The sequence below is a fragment of the Pseudorhodoplanes sp. genome (assembly GCF_059499825.1).
The window spans coordinates 561717-576872 of sequence record NZ_JCABZI010000005.1; the positions used below are offsets into that span (position 1 = coordinate 561717).

16 protein-coding genes are annotated in these 15156 nt (G+C 62.4%); 4 read left to right on the top strand and 12 right to left on the bottom strand.

What is annotated here, in order from left to right; all coding sequences use genetic code 11:
* The first annotated feature begins 27 nt into the window (after nucleotides 1–27).
* Entirely contained in the window at nucleotides 28–852 is an 825-nt protein-coding gene (cysQ, locus tag AC5I5I_RS09920) for a 3'(2'),5'-bisphosphate nucleotidase CysQ (RefSeq protein WP_495765211.1), read from the top strand.
* On the opposite strand, the gene AC5I5I_RS09925 is transcribed toward cysQ, so the two are convergent.
* Nucleotides 853–1353, bottom strand: a complete 501-nt coding sequence (locus AC5I5I_RS09925; RefSeq protein WP_495765212.1) for a YHS domain-containing (seleno)protein — start codon at nucleotides 1351–1353, stop codon at nucleotides 853–855.
* 106 nt (nucleotides 1354–1459) lie between these two features.
* On the opposite strand from AC5I5I_RS09925, the gene AC5I5I_RS09930 reads away from it, so the two are divergent.
* The 3 genes from AC5I5I_RS09930 (at nucleotide 1460) to AC5I5I_RS09940 (ending at nucleotide 4399) form a co-directional block, all read left to right on the top strand.
* A complete protein-coding gene (locus AC5I5I_RS09930) occupies nucleotides 1460–2056 on the top strand; it encodes a DUF1134 domain-containing protein (protein WP_495972391.1) in 597 nt (198 codons plus the stop codon).
* A 147-nt stretch (nucleotides 2057–2203) separates the two neighbouring features.
* Nucleotides 2204–3490, top strand: coding sequence for a hypothetical protein (locus AC5I5I_RS09935; protein WP_495972393.1), 1287 nt, complete (start codon nucleotides 2204–2206; stop codon nucleotides 3488–3490).
* 78 nt (nucleotides 3491–3568) lie between these two features.
* The gene (locus AC5I5I_RS09940; RefSeq protein ID WP_495972595.1) at nucleotides 3569–4399 is read left to right on the top strand and encodes a DUF2927 domain-containing protein; all 831 of its coding nucleotides are present in this window, start codon (nucleotides 3569–3571) and stop codon (nucleotides 4397–4399) included.
* Nucleotides 4400–4444: 45 nt separating this feature from the next.
* Here AC5I5I_RS09940 and AC5I5I_RS09945 read toward each other — a convergent pair whose 3' ends face one another.
* The 11 genes from AC5I5I_RS09945 to AC5I5I_RS09995 all read right to left on the bottom strand — a co-directional run bounded on the left by AC5I5I_RS09945 (nucleotide 4445) and on the right by AC5I5I_RS09995 (nucleotide 15104).
* Complete coding sequence (locus AC5I5I_RS09945; protein ID WP_495972395.1) at nucleotides 4445–5239, bottom strand: alpha/beta hydrolase; 795 nt, start codon at nucleotides 5237–5239, stop codon at nucleotides 4445–4447.
* A 165-nt stretch (nucleotides 5240–5404) separates the two neighbouring features.
* Nucleotides 5405–6115, bottom strand: coding sequence for an ABC transporter ATP-binding protein (locus AC5I5I_RS09950; protein ID WP_495972397.1), 711 nt, complete (start codon nucleotides 6113–6115; stop codon nucleotides 5405–5407).
* On the bottom strand, nucleotides 6108–6875 hold the full coding sequence (locus AC5I5I_RS09955; RefSeq protein WP_495972399.1) for an ABC transporter ATP-binding protein: 768 nt from the start codon (nucleotides 6873–6875) through the stop codon (nucleotides 6108–6110). Before AC5I5I_RS09955 ends, AC5I5I_RS09950 begins: the two co-directional genes overlap by 8 nt.
* On the bottom strand, nucleotides 6872–7882 hold the full coding sequence (locus AC5I5I_RS09960; protein ID WP_495972401.1) for a branched-chain amino acid ABC transporter permease: 1011 nt from the start codon (nucleotides 7880–7882) through the stop codon (nucleotides 6872–6874). Before AC5I5I_RS09960 ends, AC5I5I_RS09955 begins: the two co-directional genes overlap by 4 nt.
* Nucleotides 7879–8754 (bottom strand): branched-chain amino acid ABC transporter permease, encoded by an 876-nt coding sequence (locus AC5I5I_RS09965; protein WP_495972403.1) that lies wholly within the window; start codon nucleotides 8752–8754, stop codon nucleotides 7879–7881. Before AC5I5I_RS09965 ends, AC5I5I_RS09960 begins: the two co-directional genes overlap by 4 nt.
* 77 nt (nucleotides 8755–8831) lie before the next feature.
* A complete protein-coding gene (locus AC5I5I_RS09970; protein WP_495972405.1) occupies nucleotides 8832–10028 on the bottom strand; it encodes an ABC transporter substrate-binding protein in 1197 nt (398 codons plus the stop codon).
* A gap of 261 nt (nucleotides 10029–10289) precedes the next feature.
* Nucleotides 10290–10844 (bottom strand): 3-hydroxyanthranilate 3,4-dioxygenase, encoded by a 555-nt coding sequence (locus AC5I5I_RS09975; protein WP_495972407.1) that lies wholly within the window; start codon nucleotides 10842–10844, stop codon nucleotides 10290–10292.
* Between the two features lie 16 nt (nucleotides 10845–10860).
* Nucleotides 10861–11658: an SDR family NAD(P)-dependent oxidoreductase gene (locus tag AC5I5I_RS09980; protein ID WP_495972409.1), complete on the bottom strand. Its 798-nt coding sequence runs from the start codon at nucleotides 11656–11658 to the stop codon at nucleotides 10861–10863.
* A gap of 1 nt (nucleotide 11659) precedes the next feature.
* A complete protein-coding gene (locus tag AC5I5I_RS09985) occupies nucleotides 11660–13291 on the bottom strand; it encodes a phytoene desaturase family protein (protein WP_495972411.1) in 1632 nt (543 codons plus the stop codon).
* 130 nt (nucleotides 13292–13421) lie between these two features.
* Nucleotides 13422–14594 carry an alpha/beta fold hydrolase gene (locus AC5I5I_RS09990; protein ID WP_495972413.1) on the bottom strand — a complete coding sequence of 391 codons (1173 nt, stop codon included), beginning with the start codon at nucleotides 14592–14594 and terminating at the stop codon, nucleotides 13422–13424.
* Between the two features lie 66 nt (nucleotides 14595–14660).
* Nucleotides 14661–15104: a MaoC family dehydratase gene (locus AC5I5I_RS09995; RefSeq protein ID WP_495758544.1), complete on the bottom strand. Its 444-nt coding sequence runs from the start codon at nucleotides 15102–15104 to the stop codon at nucleotides 14661–14663.
* Nucleotides 15105–15156 lie beyond the last annotated feature (52 nt).

A 15156-nucleotide genomic window follows, 5' to 3' on the forward strand; every position in this document is an offset into this window, starting at 1 on the left:
CAGCACCATTCGTTGAGGGACGTTACAATGACGCGTGATTTTGCAGATCCGTCGCTACTCGATGCGTTGACGCAGATCGCCTCTGAGGCCGGCCACGCGATCATGCGCGTGCGGCAGGCCGGCACCGCCATCCGCACCAAGGCGGATGCGAGCCCTGTGACCGAGGCCGACGAGGCGGCGGAGGCGATCATTCTGGACGGGCTTGCGCGCACATTGCCGGGCATCGTGGTGGTGTCGGAGGAAGCGGCATCAGCAAGCTCGCTCCCTGAACTGTCGGAGACCTTCATTCTGGTCGATCCGCTCGACGGCACTCGCGAATTCATCGACGGCCGCGACGAGTTCACCGTCAATATTGCGATCGTGCGGAGCGGCCGGCCGGTCAGCGGCATTGTCGGCGCACCGGCGCTGAACGCGATCTGGCGCGGGGCAATCGGTACAGGATCCGAACGGCTCCGGTTGCAACCTGGCGCCGCACCGAAAGACGCGACCGAACGCGTCGCCTTGCGCACCCAGGCCCATCAGAGCGGTCCCTGGCGCGCGATGGTGAGCCGATCGCATCTCGATCCCAATACCGAGCAATGGCTGACTCGCTTTGCCGAGGTGGACCGCATGGATTGCGGATCGTCGGTGAAATTCTGCCGGATCGCGGAGGGCAAGGCCGATGTGTATCCACGGCTCGGGCGCACATCGGAATGGGACATCGCAGCCGGCGACGCGGTTCTGAGCGCGGCCGGCGGCGCCGTGGTCTCGCTCGATGGCACGCCGGTGCGTTACGGACAGATCGCACGCGAGCTCAAGGTCCCGTCCTTCGTCGCCTGGTGCGATCCCGGGGATGCGGCAAGATACGGCTGATCAGGGCGCGAGCGTCAGCCTGACCTGGGGCCAGTTCACGTCCGCCTGCTGCGCCATGTGGGCGGGATCGGCATCGAATTGCCTGCGGGCATCTTCGGAATAGAACAGAAAGAGGCGGCCGTTGTGGATCGCCCAGACCTCGGGGTGCCCCGCGCGCGCGATGTTGCTCGCGATCGCGACCGGATCGTGCCCGCCATATTGCGGCATGTAGACGTGTGGGTCCTTGGCGAAGGCCGCCCGGTTCCCCTCATTGCCGAAGCGCCAGGCGGCACCCGCATATGTCACTTCGAGGTTGGCGCGTCCGACCCTCGCGGCGCTGTCGGTGAAATAGGCGACCGGATCATAGCCATAGATCGCCAGCCCGGAATTACGGTCCACGACGATCTGCTCGGTGGTGGTGGCGTGTCCCTGCTGCCACAGCAAGAGCGCCGGTGTCAGGGACAGAACCAGCGCAAGCAGTGCCGCGCGCAGGCTCCGGCGTTGACGGCGCAGTGTTGTCATGATTCGGTCTAACAAGTGTTCCGATTCGGATGCCCATTAGCTGACAACATCCGCGTGAGTAACCGGTTAAGCCCGCGCGCCGACCCTATTCCTGATGGAGCACAAGATGCGTTCGCTGATTCGCCTTCTGGCCGTCGCGGCTTGCCTCGCCTGCGCGCAGGGGCAGCCGGCATTCGGGCAGCAGCCGCAACCCGTGCCTCAGCAGCAGCCTCAGGGGCAGCCGCAATATTCTTCCAACGAAATCCTGGATAACGGCCACAAATTTTTCGGCACAGTGTCCCGCGGGCTCGCCCAAGTGGTGGAGAAGGCCTTCAGCCAGTTCGGGCAGCCAAACGGCTATATCCTGGGCGAGGAAGCCGGCGGCGCCTTCGTGGCCGGGCTGCGCTACGGCGAGGGCACGCTCTATACCAAGAATGCCGGCGACCTGCGGGTGTTCTGGCAGGGTCCTTCCATCGGTTTTGACGCCGGCGGCGAGGGCGCGCGCACCATGATGCTCGTCTACAACCTGCCCGCGACCGAGACCATCTACAACCGCTTTGGCGGGATCGACGGATCGGCTTACTTTATCGGCGGTTTCGGCATGACCGCGCTCGGGGCCGGCAACATCATAGTTGTGCCGATCCGGGCCGGAGTCGGACTGCGGCTCGGGGCCAATATCGGCTATCTCAAGTTCACCCCCAAGGCGACCTGGAACCCGTTCTAACTCTTGTGACAGAACGGAATTTCCTTCCCCGCCGGCCGTGCGCCGGTCTAGGTTAATCGGGAGAGGCGCTGGCGGGCGGCGGCGCTCTCGTGGCACGGTTATGTCACGCCATCCGCTCAGATTCGCCAGTCGGTTGGAGTTTCCGTCATGATCGAGCCGGCCATGTATTTGGGCATCGGCTTCCTGGTGGCGAGCCTGTTCGGGCTCATATTCATTCCCTTGGTTCACGCGCGCGCGGTCCGTCTGACGATGCGCCGGATGGAAGCGGCGACGCCGCTCTCGATGGCGGAGATCCAGGCCGACAAGGATCAGCTGCGCGCGGAATTCGCGATGTCGACGCGGCGGCTAGAGATGAGTGTCGAGCAGTTGAAGGCCAAGAGCACCAGCCAGCTGGCCGAACTCGGCAAGAAGAACGATGCCATCAACCGGCTGAAGCTGGAGCTCGGCGAAAAATCGGCGACCATTTTTGCGCTCGAAGCGCGCGAAAAGGCGCTGAAGGATCAGATGAAGGCGACGGAAGACGAATTGTCCGTCAAGACGCTTGGCCTGCATGAAACCGAACGCAGCCTGTCGGACAAGCAGGCCGAGATGACGCGGATAACGTCCGATCTTGGCGACCGCACCGCGACCACCGAAGCCCAGCGGGTCGAACTGATCTCGCTCAAGACACAGATCGAAGCGCTAAAAATCCGCATCGGCGATTACGAACGCGATATCAAGAAGACCGAAGATCGCCTCGACAAGGAACGCGAGGATGCCGCGGCTGCCACGCTCAACCTGAACGAGGAACGCGGCAAGGTCGAGAATCTCAGCAAGCGCGTCGCTGATCTGGAGCAACAACTCGGCGTGCAGACCGCCGAAGCCGAAGCGCTCGGCAAGCGCGTTGCGGAACTCGATGACCGCGTCGTCGATCAGGGGCGCCTGCTGACTGAGCGCGACTACGAATGCGACCGTCTGCGCACCGAGCTCGAAAATGCGCGCCGGAGCGGCTTTCACCTGCGCGAGGAACTCAATTCGGCCAGCGCCCAGCACCGTGAGCTGATCCAGAACCTGACCGCCGAGAAAGAGGTGCTGCAGAAGGAATTCGAGCGCTCCAATGCCGAGCGGGCCAAGCTGCAGAGCGAACTCGCTGCAATGAAGCGCGAAGCCGAATCCAGTTGGGCCGCGGAGCGGGTGGAAAACGCGCTGCTGCGCGAACGCATCAACGACGTCGCCGCCGAGGTGGCGAAGCTTGCGGTCACGCTGGAGGGCCCCAATTCTCCGATCGAGGCGATTCTGGCAAAGGCCCCGAGCGCAGCGCCTGCCGCACTCAAGGTCGCCAACGGCCCGGTGCTGGTCGCAACCGACGTCAGCGCCGACACAGAGAAAGGCAGTCTTGCCGATCGTATGCGCGCGCTGCAGAGCCGGGCGTCGCGCCTGTCCACGTCCTCCTGATCAAGACTTGCGCTTCGTGACTCCGCAAAAGCTTGAGACCACACGCGGGCGCGGATCGCGCGCGGAGTATCCGGCATGATGGCGCGTCCGAACTGGGGCATTCCGACGGCGCTCGCGATGCTGCGCGGCCTGTTCGCCATAGTGCTGGCGGTTCTGGTCGCATCGGCTCTCTGGCCTGCGGATGCACGGGCCGAGCATCCCGAAATCGACAAACGCCGCGCCGCCGAGCGCACAACCTTCACCGACGCGGAGATCATCGACGGGTTTTACCGCATCGTGTTCGGCGCCGAGTTTCATGTCTCCGGCAGCGTCGACCGCATCCGCAAATATGAAAAACCGGTTCGCGTCCATGTTGACAGCCGCGCCAAGCCGGATCGCCGCAAGGAGGTGGCCGAGGTCGTCGACGACATCCGCTCCAAGATACGTCATCTCGATATTGCGATGGCCGACAGCCGAAAGGAAGCCAATGTCACGGTCACGCTGGTACGCGACCGCGACATCGAAAAGACCATACGGCAATTCTACGGACGCGAGCAAGCCGCCCGGATCGTGAAGTCGCTGGAGCCGCAATGCCTGTCAGGCTTCCGCAAGGACGAATTGTTCCGGATCGAGCATTCCGACGTGATCGTCGTGGTCGACGCCGGGGAATTCATCTTTCGCGATTGCATCTACGAAGAATTGCTGCAGGCCCTGGGGCCGATCAACGACGACGACGACCTGCCCTGGACGATGTTCAACGACGACGTCCAGATGGGTTTCTTCGGTATCTACGACCAGTATCTCCTGAACATCCTGTATGACCCGCGCATCCGCGCCGGCATGACCAAGGAACAGGTGAAAGCGCTGTTGCCGCAGATCCTGCCGGATGTGCGGGCCTGGGTGGCCAAAGCGAACGGGCTCAAGGAGTAGCGTAACCTCCGTCCCTCGATCGCCGGCCGCGGGGCAACACGAAAGCTACAGCCCCTTCAGCCATTCGATGATCTGGCCGCGCGACTGGTATGGCGTCGACAGATGCATGCTGGCGCTGACCACATATTTGCTCTTCGGATGCCGCGTGCCCTGCCCGTAAACATAGTCCTTGCCGTGCAGGACCATCGGATCGGCGACGCCCACGATCCATAATAGCGGCGCCTCGATCGCTGCAGCGTTCTTCGGCATGACCGCCGGCCCGTCCGGGTCGAACATCGAGAGATAGACTTCCGGTGTTGCGTTGACCGAGAAGGGAATCCCCTGCGCGAGATCGGGAAACGACCGGCGCACGTTGCCCTTGCCGGCGGCGATCATCTTCCTGGCTTCGGCGATCGCCCCGCGCGTGCGCGCGCGCAACGCCCACGCCTCCGGCAGATGGCCGGGCGCGAGGGCGACCACCCCGTGCAGATCCTTGCGGCGCGCGCCATAGCCGATTGCAGCATTGGCGCCGAGACTGTGGCCGATCACGGCAATCCTGGTGGCACCGGCCTTCTTCAGCCGATCCACCGCGGCGTCGATTTCGGTCATGGCCTGGTCGTAAGTCGCGTCATAGATGCGACGCGCCGACCATGGCATTTCCGGCGCATCGACCAAAGCACCCGTACGCTTCAACGATTCATGCAAACCCTCGATCCCGGTGGTCGGCGTGCCGCCCTTACCGTGGATCAGCACGATGCCGAGGCCGGACAGACTGCGCTGCTGAGCGTGCGAGGGATCGGCAGCAGCCATGATCGCGGCAAAGACGGCGCACAGTCCGAGTGCGGCGTCGCGAACGCGCATGCACATGATCCTGGGCCCGATCCGAATCATGGGGACTGATCATAGGCAGACGTGGGCTGGTGCGCGACCTAAACCGGGCTCGCTGATTGCCGCAGGCAACGCCAGCGTGATGTTACGGAGGCGGGCTCCACCCTGGGTCAGTCCGGGGCAAGGCATTTTTCCGGATCACGCCTGTTCGGCGACCCCGATGAGGCTGGCCAGCCGCTCTGGATCGTCCCGCAACGGCTGCGATGGCCCGTCATAGACGATCCGCCCTTTGTCCATCACCACGGTGCGAGGAGAAAAGGCCAGCGCCACCCGGCTGTTCTGCTCGACCAGCACAATGGTCAGCGCGCCCTCGTCGCGCAGTTTGCCGAGCACTTCGGCCAAAGTCTCGACCAATACCGGCGCCAGCCCCTCGGTCGGCTCGTCCATCAGCAAGACCTGCGGATTGGTCAGCAGCGCGCGCGCAATCGAAAGCATCTGCTGCTCGCCGCCAGACAGTTGATTGCCCATATTGCCGAGGCGTTCGCGCAGGCGCGGAAACAGCTCGAAAACCCTCTGTTCGGTCCAATAGCCGGGGCGGGCCGCGATCTCGAGATTCTCCCTTACCGACAGGGAGGGAAATATCTCTCGCTCCTGCGGGACCAGGCCGATGCCCTTGAGCGCGCGCTGGTAGATCGGCAGCCGGGTGACAGCAGCGCCGTCGAGCATGACATCGCCGCTCGTGACATTGGTCTGGCCCATGGCGGTGACCAGCAGCGTGGTCTTGCCGACGCCGTTGCGCCCGATGATGCTCACGCTCTCGCCGGCAGCGATCGCGAGGTCGATATCCTCCAGCACGACGGTCTCGCCATAGCCGGCGGACAGGTTTTTCCAGGCGAGCGCGCTAGCCATGATCCGCACCGTGGGTGGCCTGACCGAGATAGACCGCGCGCACGTCCGGATTGGCGCCAATCTCCTTCGGCGTCCCCTCCGCGAAAATGCGCCCGCCGACCAGCACGGTGATGCGCTCGGCGAACCGGAACACGAGATCCATGTCGTGTTCAATGATCAGGACACCAATCTCCTTCGGCAGCCGTGCAATGGCATCGAGGATGATGTGGCTTTCCGCGCTCGGTACGCCTGCGGCCGGCTCGTCGAGCAACAGCACCTTGGGCGCGAGACCGAGCGCGATCGCAATTTCGACCAGGCGCTGGCGGCCATACGGTAACTCTGAAATCCGGTGGCCGGCATCGTCCTGCAGTTTCAGCATTTCAAGCAGCGCCATCGAGGCGTCGATCACGTCTTTCCGCAGCCCCGCAGGCTTGAACATGGTCGGTGCGGCGCCGAGCTGTTCGGAGACCGGGATATAGACATTCTCCAGCACCGACAGGCCGCGGAACAGCCGGTTGATCTGGAAGGTGCGTGCGATGCCGCGCTTGACGCGTTCGGCCTGTGCGACCTGCGTCACATCCTCGCCGCCGAGCAGCACCTGTCCTGTGGTCGGCGTAAGCACGCCGGTGAGAAGATTGATGAAGGTGGTCTTGCCGGCGCCGTTCGGCCCGATCAGGGCATGACGCGCACCGGTATCGAGACGGAAATTGATGTTGCTCGCGGCGACCAGGGCGCCGAAAGTCTTGCCGACATTGCGGGCTTCGAGCAGCGCTTGCGTCATGACACCGCCCGTTTGCCACGGACGCGGTTCACGAGAGACTCGAAAATGCCAAGGATGCCGTTGCGCGCGAACAGCGCGATGATCATCAGCATCAGGCCAAGTCCGAGCTGCCAGGCAGTCGGGTAGAGCTTGGCGAGGTAATGGGACAGCACCATGTATGCGACGGCGCCGACAAAGGCGCCGTAGAGCCGGCCGCATCCGCCCAGCACGAGAACGATGAGAACCGTTGCGGCACGATCGAGCGACAGGGTCGACATGTTCACATAGGCGTTGGACTGGGCCCAGATCGCGCCGGCCACGCCTGCGATCGATGCCGAGATCGCGTAGCAGATCACGAGGCGCTTGCGCACCGGGGCACCGACGGCGTGCATGCGGAGCGTGTTCTCACGGATGCCGGTCAAGCTCTCCCCGAACGGCGAATAGATGATCGTTCGCAAGATCAGAAAGCAGACGAACAGCACGCACAGGATATAGATGTATTGGGTCGCAGGGATCAGCGGATTGAAAGCGAATATCCCGAAGATCGGGTCGATGGGCACGGTGTCGAGCCCATCATAGCCGCCGGTCCAGACTTGCCCGAGATTGGCTGCCTCTTCCAACAGCAACATGATGCACAAGGTCAGCATCAGCAGCGTCAGGCCGGTGGTCCGCAGCAAGACCAGGCCGGATAACAGGCCGAAAATCGAGGCCACGACCGCCGCGATCAACAGGCCGCTGATCGGCTCGGTCCACAACCCGTGATGCGCCAGCATACCGACGGTGTAAGCGCCGATTCCAAAGAATGCGGCATGTCCAAGGGTGACAATACCGGCATAACCGAGCACGAGGTCGAGTGACAGCGCGAACAGCACCATCACCAGCAGTTCGTTACCGAAGCCGAGATGGCGTGGGAACAGATAGAAAAACGCGATCGCGCAGATCCACGGGATCGGCTCCCACCAGCGCAACCGATGACGACGCACGAAATCCTGGACTGCCGCAGGCAACCGGGCGCCGGACTCGCTCATGACCCGCTCCGTCCGAACAGGCCTTGCGGCCGGAATAACAGGATCAGGATGGTCAATGCGTAGACGAATACGGTGCCACCTTGAGGGAGATATTTCTTCAGGACGAAATCCAGGATGCCGATCAGAAGCGCCGCGTAGAACACGCCGGTGATGCGGCCGAGCCCGCCAACCGCAACCACGATCAGGAAGTAGACGAGATACTTCAACGTGTATTGCGGATCGAGTCCGAGAAATTCGGCGCCCAGCCCGCCGCCGATTGCGGCCATGCCGCTGCCGAAAGCGAAGGTGAAGGTGAACAGCCGGTCGATATTGATGCCGAGCGATTCCACCATCCGGCGATTGTCGACTGCAGCACGGATCTGCGCGCCGATCCGGGTGCGCTCAAAGCCGATCCAGAGCAAAAACGCGATGAGGCCGCCGAGCACGATCAGGAAGATGCTGTAGGTCCGGTACGAGGTGAAGCCGAGGTCCAGCTGGCCGCGCAGCCAGTCGGGAAGAATCAGCGGCTGGGTCTCCGGGCCGATCACGATCACCACCGTCGCGATCATGACGAAGGCCAGCCCGATCGAGAACAGCACCTGGTCGAGTTCGGCCGCGCGATAGAGCTTTGAATAAAACAGCCGCTCCATTACGACGCTGAAGGCAGCCGTAACCACGAAGCCAAGCACAAGCGCCGGAACGAAGGGCACGCCGAGCCGGTTCATCGACAACACGATGACGTAGCCGCCGATCATGGCGAAGCCGCCATGCGCGAGATTCACGAACCCCATCAATCCCATTGTGACCGAGAGGCCGACCGAGACGATGAACAGCACCATGCCGGCGGCGAGACCACCGAGCACGATACCAGCCACGTCCTCCCCGAAAATCACGCGATACCCCGCCTGCCAAGCAAAGCCGCCGTCCGGTGTCCCGGACGGCGGATCCCCTCAATCGATGAACTGCGCCGTTACTTGCCGCAAGGCCCGACCTTGTTGGCCTTGCAGGCGTCCTTCACGGCATCGATCTTGCCGATATTCTTCTGCACGACGCGTCCGTTCTGATACGCGGCCTGCGACAGATACTCGTTCATGATGATGTCGCGGGTCTCGGGATCGATCTGAATCGGACCGCGCGGACTTGCAAACTTCCAGCCCTTGAGCGCCGCCACGGCCTTATCGCCTTCGAGCTTGCCGCCGGTCGCCTTGATTGCAGCAGCGATCGCGGCCATGCCGTCATAACCGGCTACGGCCATGAAGTCCGGCGTGGAATCCGGCCCATATTCCTTCTTCCAGGCCTCGACGAATTTCTTGTTCTCGGGATTGTCGAGGTCGGCGTTGTAATGGTGCATGGTGATCAGGCCATCGGCATTCTGGCCCATCGGCTGCAGTTTGGTGTCCTGCGTGATGTCGCCGGGGCCGATCAGCTTGATGCCGGCGTCCTTCATGCCGAGCGCGTTATAGGTGCGCACCACGGCGCTCGAATGATCGCCGCCCGGCACGAAGACGAAGAAGACATCCGGCTTCTTGTCCTTGGCGCGCTGGAAGAACGGCGTGAAGTCCGGGACCGCATTGGCGCCGCCCATCGGAACTTCGTCGATCACCTTGCCGCCATTGGCCTCGAACGCCATCTTGAAGGCTGCAAGGCTGTCCTTGCCGGGCGGGAAGTCGGTATAGCCGATCACTGCGGTCTTGGCGCCGAGTTGCTTCGCAGCCGCTTCACCCAACGCATGACCCGCGTGCCACATGCTGAAGGACGTGCGCACGTAATAGGGCGACATATTGGTGATGTGCGCGGTTCCCGCGTTCATCAATACCGCGAGTTTCTTTCCCGCACTGACCAGCGGTGCCGTTGCAATCGCGTTCGGCGAGTAGACCCAGCCGGCAAGCACGTCGACGTTGTCCTGGGTGAGCAGTTCCTGCACCACGATTTTTGCAGTCGCGCCGCTCGCGTCCTTGTAGTCGCGCTTGATCAGCTTGACGCTAAACGGCTTCATTTCATCGGCATGAGTCTTGAGATAAAGCTCTACGCCGCGGTCAATCGGCTGCGCCAGTTCCGCTCCAACCCCGGTATAGGGCAGCACCAGCCCGACCTTGATTTCTTGCGCTGCCGCGAGGCCAGCCGTGGCGGTAAGCGCCAACGCCGACACCATCATTCGCTTGAACATCAATCTCTCCCTTCTGAGCCGCGCTTGGTGCGCGTTATTTGGCCGCAATCTATAGGGCAATTGCCCATCGGCGCAAGCGATCCGGCCGCGGCACAAAGGAGCAGATCCCGGTTTCCGCCGCGAGGAGTGATCGCTTGTCGTTATCGGTGGCACGGCCGGGTCTGCAAATTGGGCAGCGACGCGCCATGGCGCCGTGCTGCCGCCTGACTCAACCCAAAAGAGCAGTTTAAGCTACGATACGGGCCAGTCCGACCCCGCTCCTCACATCTGCACCCAATCGTCGGGAGGAGTCTTGCCGGGATGCACTGTACCGCATGACGGGCAGGTCCGCGCCTTCTCGTCGGCGTAGAAAGCTTCATAGAGCGGTGGCAGATCCTTCACGATATCCTTGAGCTGTACCTCAACCCGGTGAACCAACCCACCACACTTGAAACAGAACCATTCGAAGCCGTCGCGCATCGCCTCGGTCCGCGTCCCTTCCACCACGAGACCGACCGAGCCTTCCATCGGCCGCTGCGGTGAATGCCGCGCATGCGGTGGCAGGAGGAATACTTCGCCCTCCTTGATCTTCACGTCGTAGATCTTGCCGCCTTCGGCGATCTTCAGAAGCATGTCGCCTTTGAGCTGATAGAAAAACTCCTCAACCGGATCGTCATGGAAATCGACGCGCTTGTTCGGCCCGCCGACGATCATCACGATCATCCCGGTCTTCTCGTCGAACAATTGCTTGTTCGAGACCGGCGGCTTCAGGCTGCCCTTGTTGCGCTCGATCCAGTCCTGAAAATTGAACGCCTTCATGCGGGGGTGAACGGTCATCGTCGAGCTCCTTCGTTTATCGGTGGGTAGCGCCGCCATCGACGGTCAGGCACTGACCGGTCAGGAAGGCGGACGCATCGGATGACAGAAACAGAACAGTGCCGACGAGATCGTCGGGAGTTTCGGGGCGCGGGATGCATTGTTGCGCGACGATGCGCACCTTTTGTTCGGGACTGACGGTCTTGCGTTCGATTTCCGTAAAGGTGGCGCCCGGCAGGATCGCGTTCACCGTAATGCCAGACGCCCCCAATTCGCGCGCCATCGACCCGGTCATGCCTGACAGCGCGCCTTTCGACGCAATATAGTGGAGATAGTTCGGCCGCCCCATGGTGACCGCTCCCGACGCCATGTGAACGATGCGACCCCATTGCGCGCGCCGCATTGCCGGCAGCACTGCGCGCGAGCACAGGAAGGGACCGGTGACGTTGACGCGCAGCACCCGCTCCCATTCGTTGAGCGGAATCTGATCGAAGGGACGCATCTCGAGGGTAGAGAAAATCCCCGCATTATTGACCAGGATATCGAGGCGGCCGTAGCGGCGATCAACGGCTTCTACCATCGACGCAATCGAGTCGGGTGAAGCGACATCGGTTGCGACCGCGAAAGCCTGACCGCCGCCATCCTCGATCTCCCTCGCCACCGCCTCTCCCTTCTTGGCATCGAGTTCGGCGATGACCGGGATGGCTCCGCATTCGGCGAAAGCTTTTGCGAATACCTTGCCGATCCCCTGCCCGGCACCGGTGACGATCGCAACGCGGCCACGAAGCGAGGAGAAATCGGGTTGCACAATCCCGGCGTCGGTTTGCAATTTCATTTCAGGCCGCCTGTGAGCTTGCGAGCGTTTCGAGCGCCGCACGCGCGTCCCACGGCGTCCACCAGGGTTTGATCCCAAGGTCTTGCGCGATGATGCCGGCGGTGATGTAGCTCGGCCCGCCCGAAATCGCGCCGCCCGGATGCGCGCCCGAGCCGGCGTAGTAGAAATTGGGTAACGGCGTGCGATAGCCGAAATGATTGTACATCACCTGATCGGCGTTGAAGGCGCCCATGAAAATGTCGCCACCGCGCATGTTCGGCAGCTCAAGCACATATTCGCGCGCCGTGTAGACGTGCCTTCCGATGATGTTGTCCTTGGTCATGTTGGGACAATAACGCGCATACACCTCCTCGATACGGTCGGAAAACTCTTCCTTGAAGGCGTCAAAGTCCGGCTCGCTCATGTCATCAAGAAGCGGCATCACATGCCACGCATAGGTCGTGTGTTTACCCGGCGGCGCCTGCGTCGGATCGAGCAGGCTCAGGGGACCTGAGCCGAATTGAACCAATTTTGGCACCCGTCCGGCCTGCACGTCTTGATGTGCCGCAAACAGGTCCTGCATGGTCTCCGCTCCCAGGCTCCATTTCAACGCCCGGTTGAGATTGGGGTCGAACGCCGACGCGGAGAAATTCGGGCTTTCATGCAGCGCATGGTGCAGCCCGAACAGGGTCCAGGCGGTGTATTTGAAGTTGTCGAGCTTCGTGCAGAAATGCTGCGGCAGCTGATCGCGTCCGAGCAGCCCTTCCAGCGTCGTATGCACGTCGACGGTGCTGGCAACGAATTGCGACACGCGCACGGTTCGGCCATCAGTGAGCGCAATGCCGGTGGCACGCCCGCCCTCGACCACGACCCTGTCGATCGACACCTGCGGCTGGAACGTGCCGCCCGCGGCGATGAAGGTCTCCATCAGCCCGCGCGCCAGGTTGAACGAGCCGCCCTGACAGAGCTGATAGCCGGTCTGCAGATCGAAGGCGCGGATCACCGAGCCCATGGGACTGGTCTTGGACAGAGTATCGGTAAGCCAAGTGCCGAACAGCGAGACCTTGAACAGGAAGAGGAGCTTGACGTGCTCGTTTTCGAACAGTTCCTCGACCACATCGAGGGGCTGGCGCTGCGTCATCTCCAGAAACTCACGCCCGATCGAGGTGCGCGACAGCAATGCCCCGCGCTCAGTCTTTGACAGCGGCTCGGCGTAACGTTCGGGAATCAGGATTTTCGCGGTCATCTCTTCCGCCCGCGCGTTCCAGTCACGGAATGTCTGCGCATCCTTTTTCGAGAACCGGCCAATATTGGCGACCGTCTCTTCGAGATCGCGGCCCAGCACTAGCGCCGAGCCGTCGAGATGCGCCTGCCCGAATTCGTAGCGCGGCGTGATATAAGTGACCTTGTCGGCAAGGTTCAGATCGCCGAACCAGGGCGCGTCGCTGATGCTGAAATGATTGATGGAATGCAGGTTGTGATAAAAGCCGGGCTTGGTGACTTCCTGTGTGCACAGCCCGCCGCCATAGGTGAGCCTGCGATCGACGAGGAGGATCTTCAACCCAGCCTTTGCGAGATAGGAACCAAGCACCAGGCCGTGCTGGCCCGCGCCGATGATGATGCCGTCATAAGTCCGATCGAGCGCTGGTGCCACGCAAATTCCTCCACAGCCCCCTCCCCTGACATCGAGAAGGTTTATCGCATCTTATAGACGACGGGTCGGGCGAGAAAATCCCGCAAGCGCATATCGGACCTGCGTCGGAGCGGCGCGGCGATCCGGTCGGTTACCGTACGCAATCATTTTCCGGTGGCGCGCCGGCGAAACGAGCCGCCATCCATTGCACCGCCGCCGGTGCGGTATCCCTCGCGATCGGGTCATGGCCTATCCCCGACATCAACATGAAACGGACAGGACCGCCGGCCTTACACTGACGGCTCACATAGGCTTCGGTTACGGCGGGTTCGACGATCGTGTCGGCCGTTCCCTGGATCATCAACAGCGGCAGGTCGCGCGGAAGGGCTCCGGGCGTATTGCGCAGCATGATGCCGCGCCACGGCTCGACCTTGGTGATATCCGGCACGGTGAGGAACCGGCGCTGCAACGGCATCTCGACCATCGCCGCAGTGAGATTTTCAAACGGCGTCTCGATGCATTGCTCCGCCAGCCGATTGACTGTCGGCATCACATCCGCGGACACTACGCTCTCGATCGGCGCGTCAAACACCCGCGTCCACGACCACAGCGCCATGGTGGTAAGTATCTTTCCGACGGCGGTCTTGAAATCGTCGCGGAGCAACGTGCCTAGTTCGGTCGCGGGCGCAGCGGCGGCGACTCCCAGCAATTCAAGCTCCGGCGCGTAGCGGCGGGCCAGCAACCCCGTATAGAGCGCCGCATGCCCGCCCTGCGAATGGCCCCAAACAACGAAGCGATGGCCAGCTCCGACCGGCAGCTGTTTCACCGCGCGGGCCGCGTCGAGCACGGCGCGCGCCTCTGATTCACCGATCAAATAGGGATGCGGACCGGCGGTACCAAGGCCGGGATAGTCGGGCGCTACCACGACATACCCGCGCTCCAACATCGGCAGCAGCCCCTGCACCTTTTGGAAAAAAGTCAATGACAACGAGGGGGCGCATCTCGGAACCACGCCCGTGGTCGGGTGTGCCCAGACAACCACCGGTCGGCCTCCCGGCGGCGGTGGCCCGACCGGAGCAATTGCGATACCCGAAGCAGCGATGGGTTCACCGTTCAATCCGGTCGACCGATAAAGAATGCGTACAGCGATCGCACCCAGCGGCGCGCCCAGCACCGGCTCCTGGCGGATCAAGGTGCCGGGAGGGCCCGCGATCTCTCCGGGCAGCGGAATATAGAACGGCACCTGCGCAACGGCCGGCAGCGAAAGCGCCAGCGTGACAAGCGCGGCCGCTGCCGCTGCCGCGCAGCGAATGGACCGGATCATGACCAAACTCCCCCGCCGCAGTTTTGCAGAGATTCCGGAGGCCGTCATCTTCCTATCCCGCGGGTCTCAGGTCCGCCGGCGCAGCATATGCGCGCAGCGAAGGTTCAGGATCATCTCGTCGTTCTGATTCCAGCAGGGATGATCCATGATTACCACCCCGCGATCCGGCTTCGACGAGGATACCCGCACCTCGATCACCTCGGCGGCGGCACGGATGGTATCGCCCGGGCGCATTGGCTTGAGCCATTTCACGTTCTCCATACCGGGCGAAGCAATCACCGAATCCGGCCACAAATTGAGATCGAAGAACAACCGCATCGACAGGCTGAGCGTATGAAAGCCAGATGAGATCAACCCGCCAAAGGCGGACTTCTGTGCCGCCACCGGATCGACATGATAATATTGCGGGTCGAACTCCTTCGCGAAAGCGATGATCTCGGCTTCGGTCACGGTGCGGCGCGCGGTCTCGAACCGCTGACCAACTTTCAGATCGTCCAGATAAAGGCTCATTGCAAAATCCCCCGCTCGCCCCTTTTCTAGGGGTAAGGCATTGCGAAGTCTT

Bases quoted from the DNA above. Each gene is read 5' to 3' on its own strand.
- AC5I5I_RS09935 (WP_495972393.1), top strand. From the start codon at position 2,204: ATGATCGAGCCGGCCATGTATTTGGGCATCGGCTTCCTGGTGGCGAGC.
- AC5I5I_RS09970 (WP_495972405.1), bottom strand. From the start codon at position 10,028: ATGTTCAAGCGAATGATGGTGTCGGCGTTGGCGCTTACCGCCACGGCT.
- AC5I5I_RS09960 (WP_495972401.1), bottom strand. From the start codon at position 7,882: ATGAGCGAGTCCGGCGCCCGGTTGCCTGCGGCAGTCCAGGATTTCGTG.
- AC5I5I_RS09945 (WP_495972395.1), bottom strand. From the start codon at position 5,239: ATGCGCGTTCGCGACGCCGCACTCGGACTGTGCGCCGTCTTTGCCGCG.
- AC5I5I_RS09950 (WP_495972397.1), bottom strand. From the start codon at position 6,115: ATGGCTAGCGCGCTCGCCTGGAAAAACCTGTCCGCCGGCTATGGCGAG.
- cysQ (WP_495765211.1), top strand. From the start codon at position 28: ATGACGCGTGATTTTGCAGATCCGTCGCTACTCGATGCGTTGACGCAG.
- AC5I5I_RS09955 (WP_495972399.1), bottom strand. From the start codon at position 6,875: ATGACGCAAGCGCTGCTCGAAGCCCGCAATGTCGGCAAGACTTTCGGC.
- AC5I5I_RS09940 (WP_495972595.1), top strand. From the start codon at position 3,569: ATGGCGCGTCCGAACTGGGGCATTCCGACGGCGCTCGCGATGCTGCGC.
- AC5I5I_RS09995 (WP_495758544.1), bottom strand. From the start codon at position 15,104: ATGAGCCTTTATCTGGACGATCTGAAAGTTGGTCAGCGGTTCGAGACC.
- AC5I5I_RS09930 (WP_495972391.1), top strand. From the start codon at position 1,460: ATGCGTTCGCTGATTCGCCTTCTGGCCGTCGCGGCTTGCCTCGCCTGC.
- AC5I5I_RS09990 (WP_495972413.1), bottom strand. From the start codon at position 14,594: ATGATCCGGTCCATTCGCTGCGCGGCAGCGGCAGCGGCCGCGCTTGTC.
- AC5I5I_RS09975 (WP_495972407.1), bottom strand. From the start codon at position 10,844: ATGACCGTTCACCCCCGCATGAAGGCGTTCAATTTTCAGGACTGGATC.
- AC5I5I_RS09925 (WP_495765212.1), bottom strand. From the start codon at position 1,353: ATGACAACACTGCGCCGTCAACGCCGGAGCCTGCGCGCGGCACTGCTT.
- AC5I5I_RS09980 (WP_495972409.1), bottom strand. From the start codon at position 11,658: ATGAAATTGCAAACCGACGCCGGGATTGTGCAACCCGATTTCTCCTCG.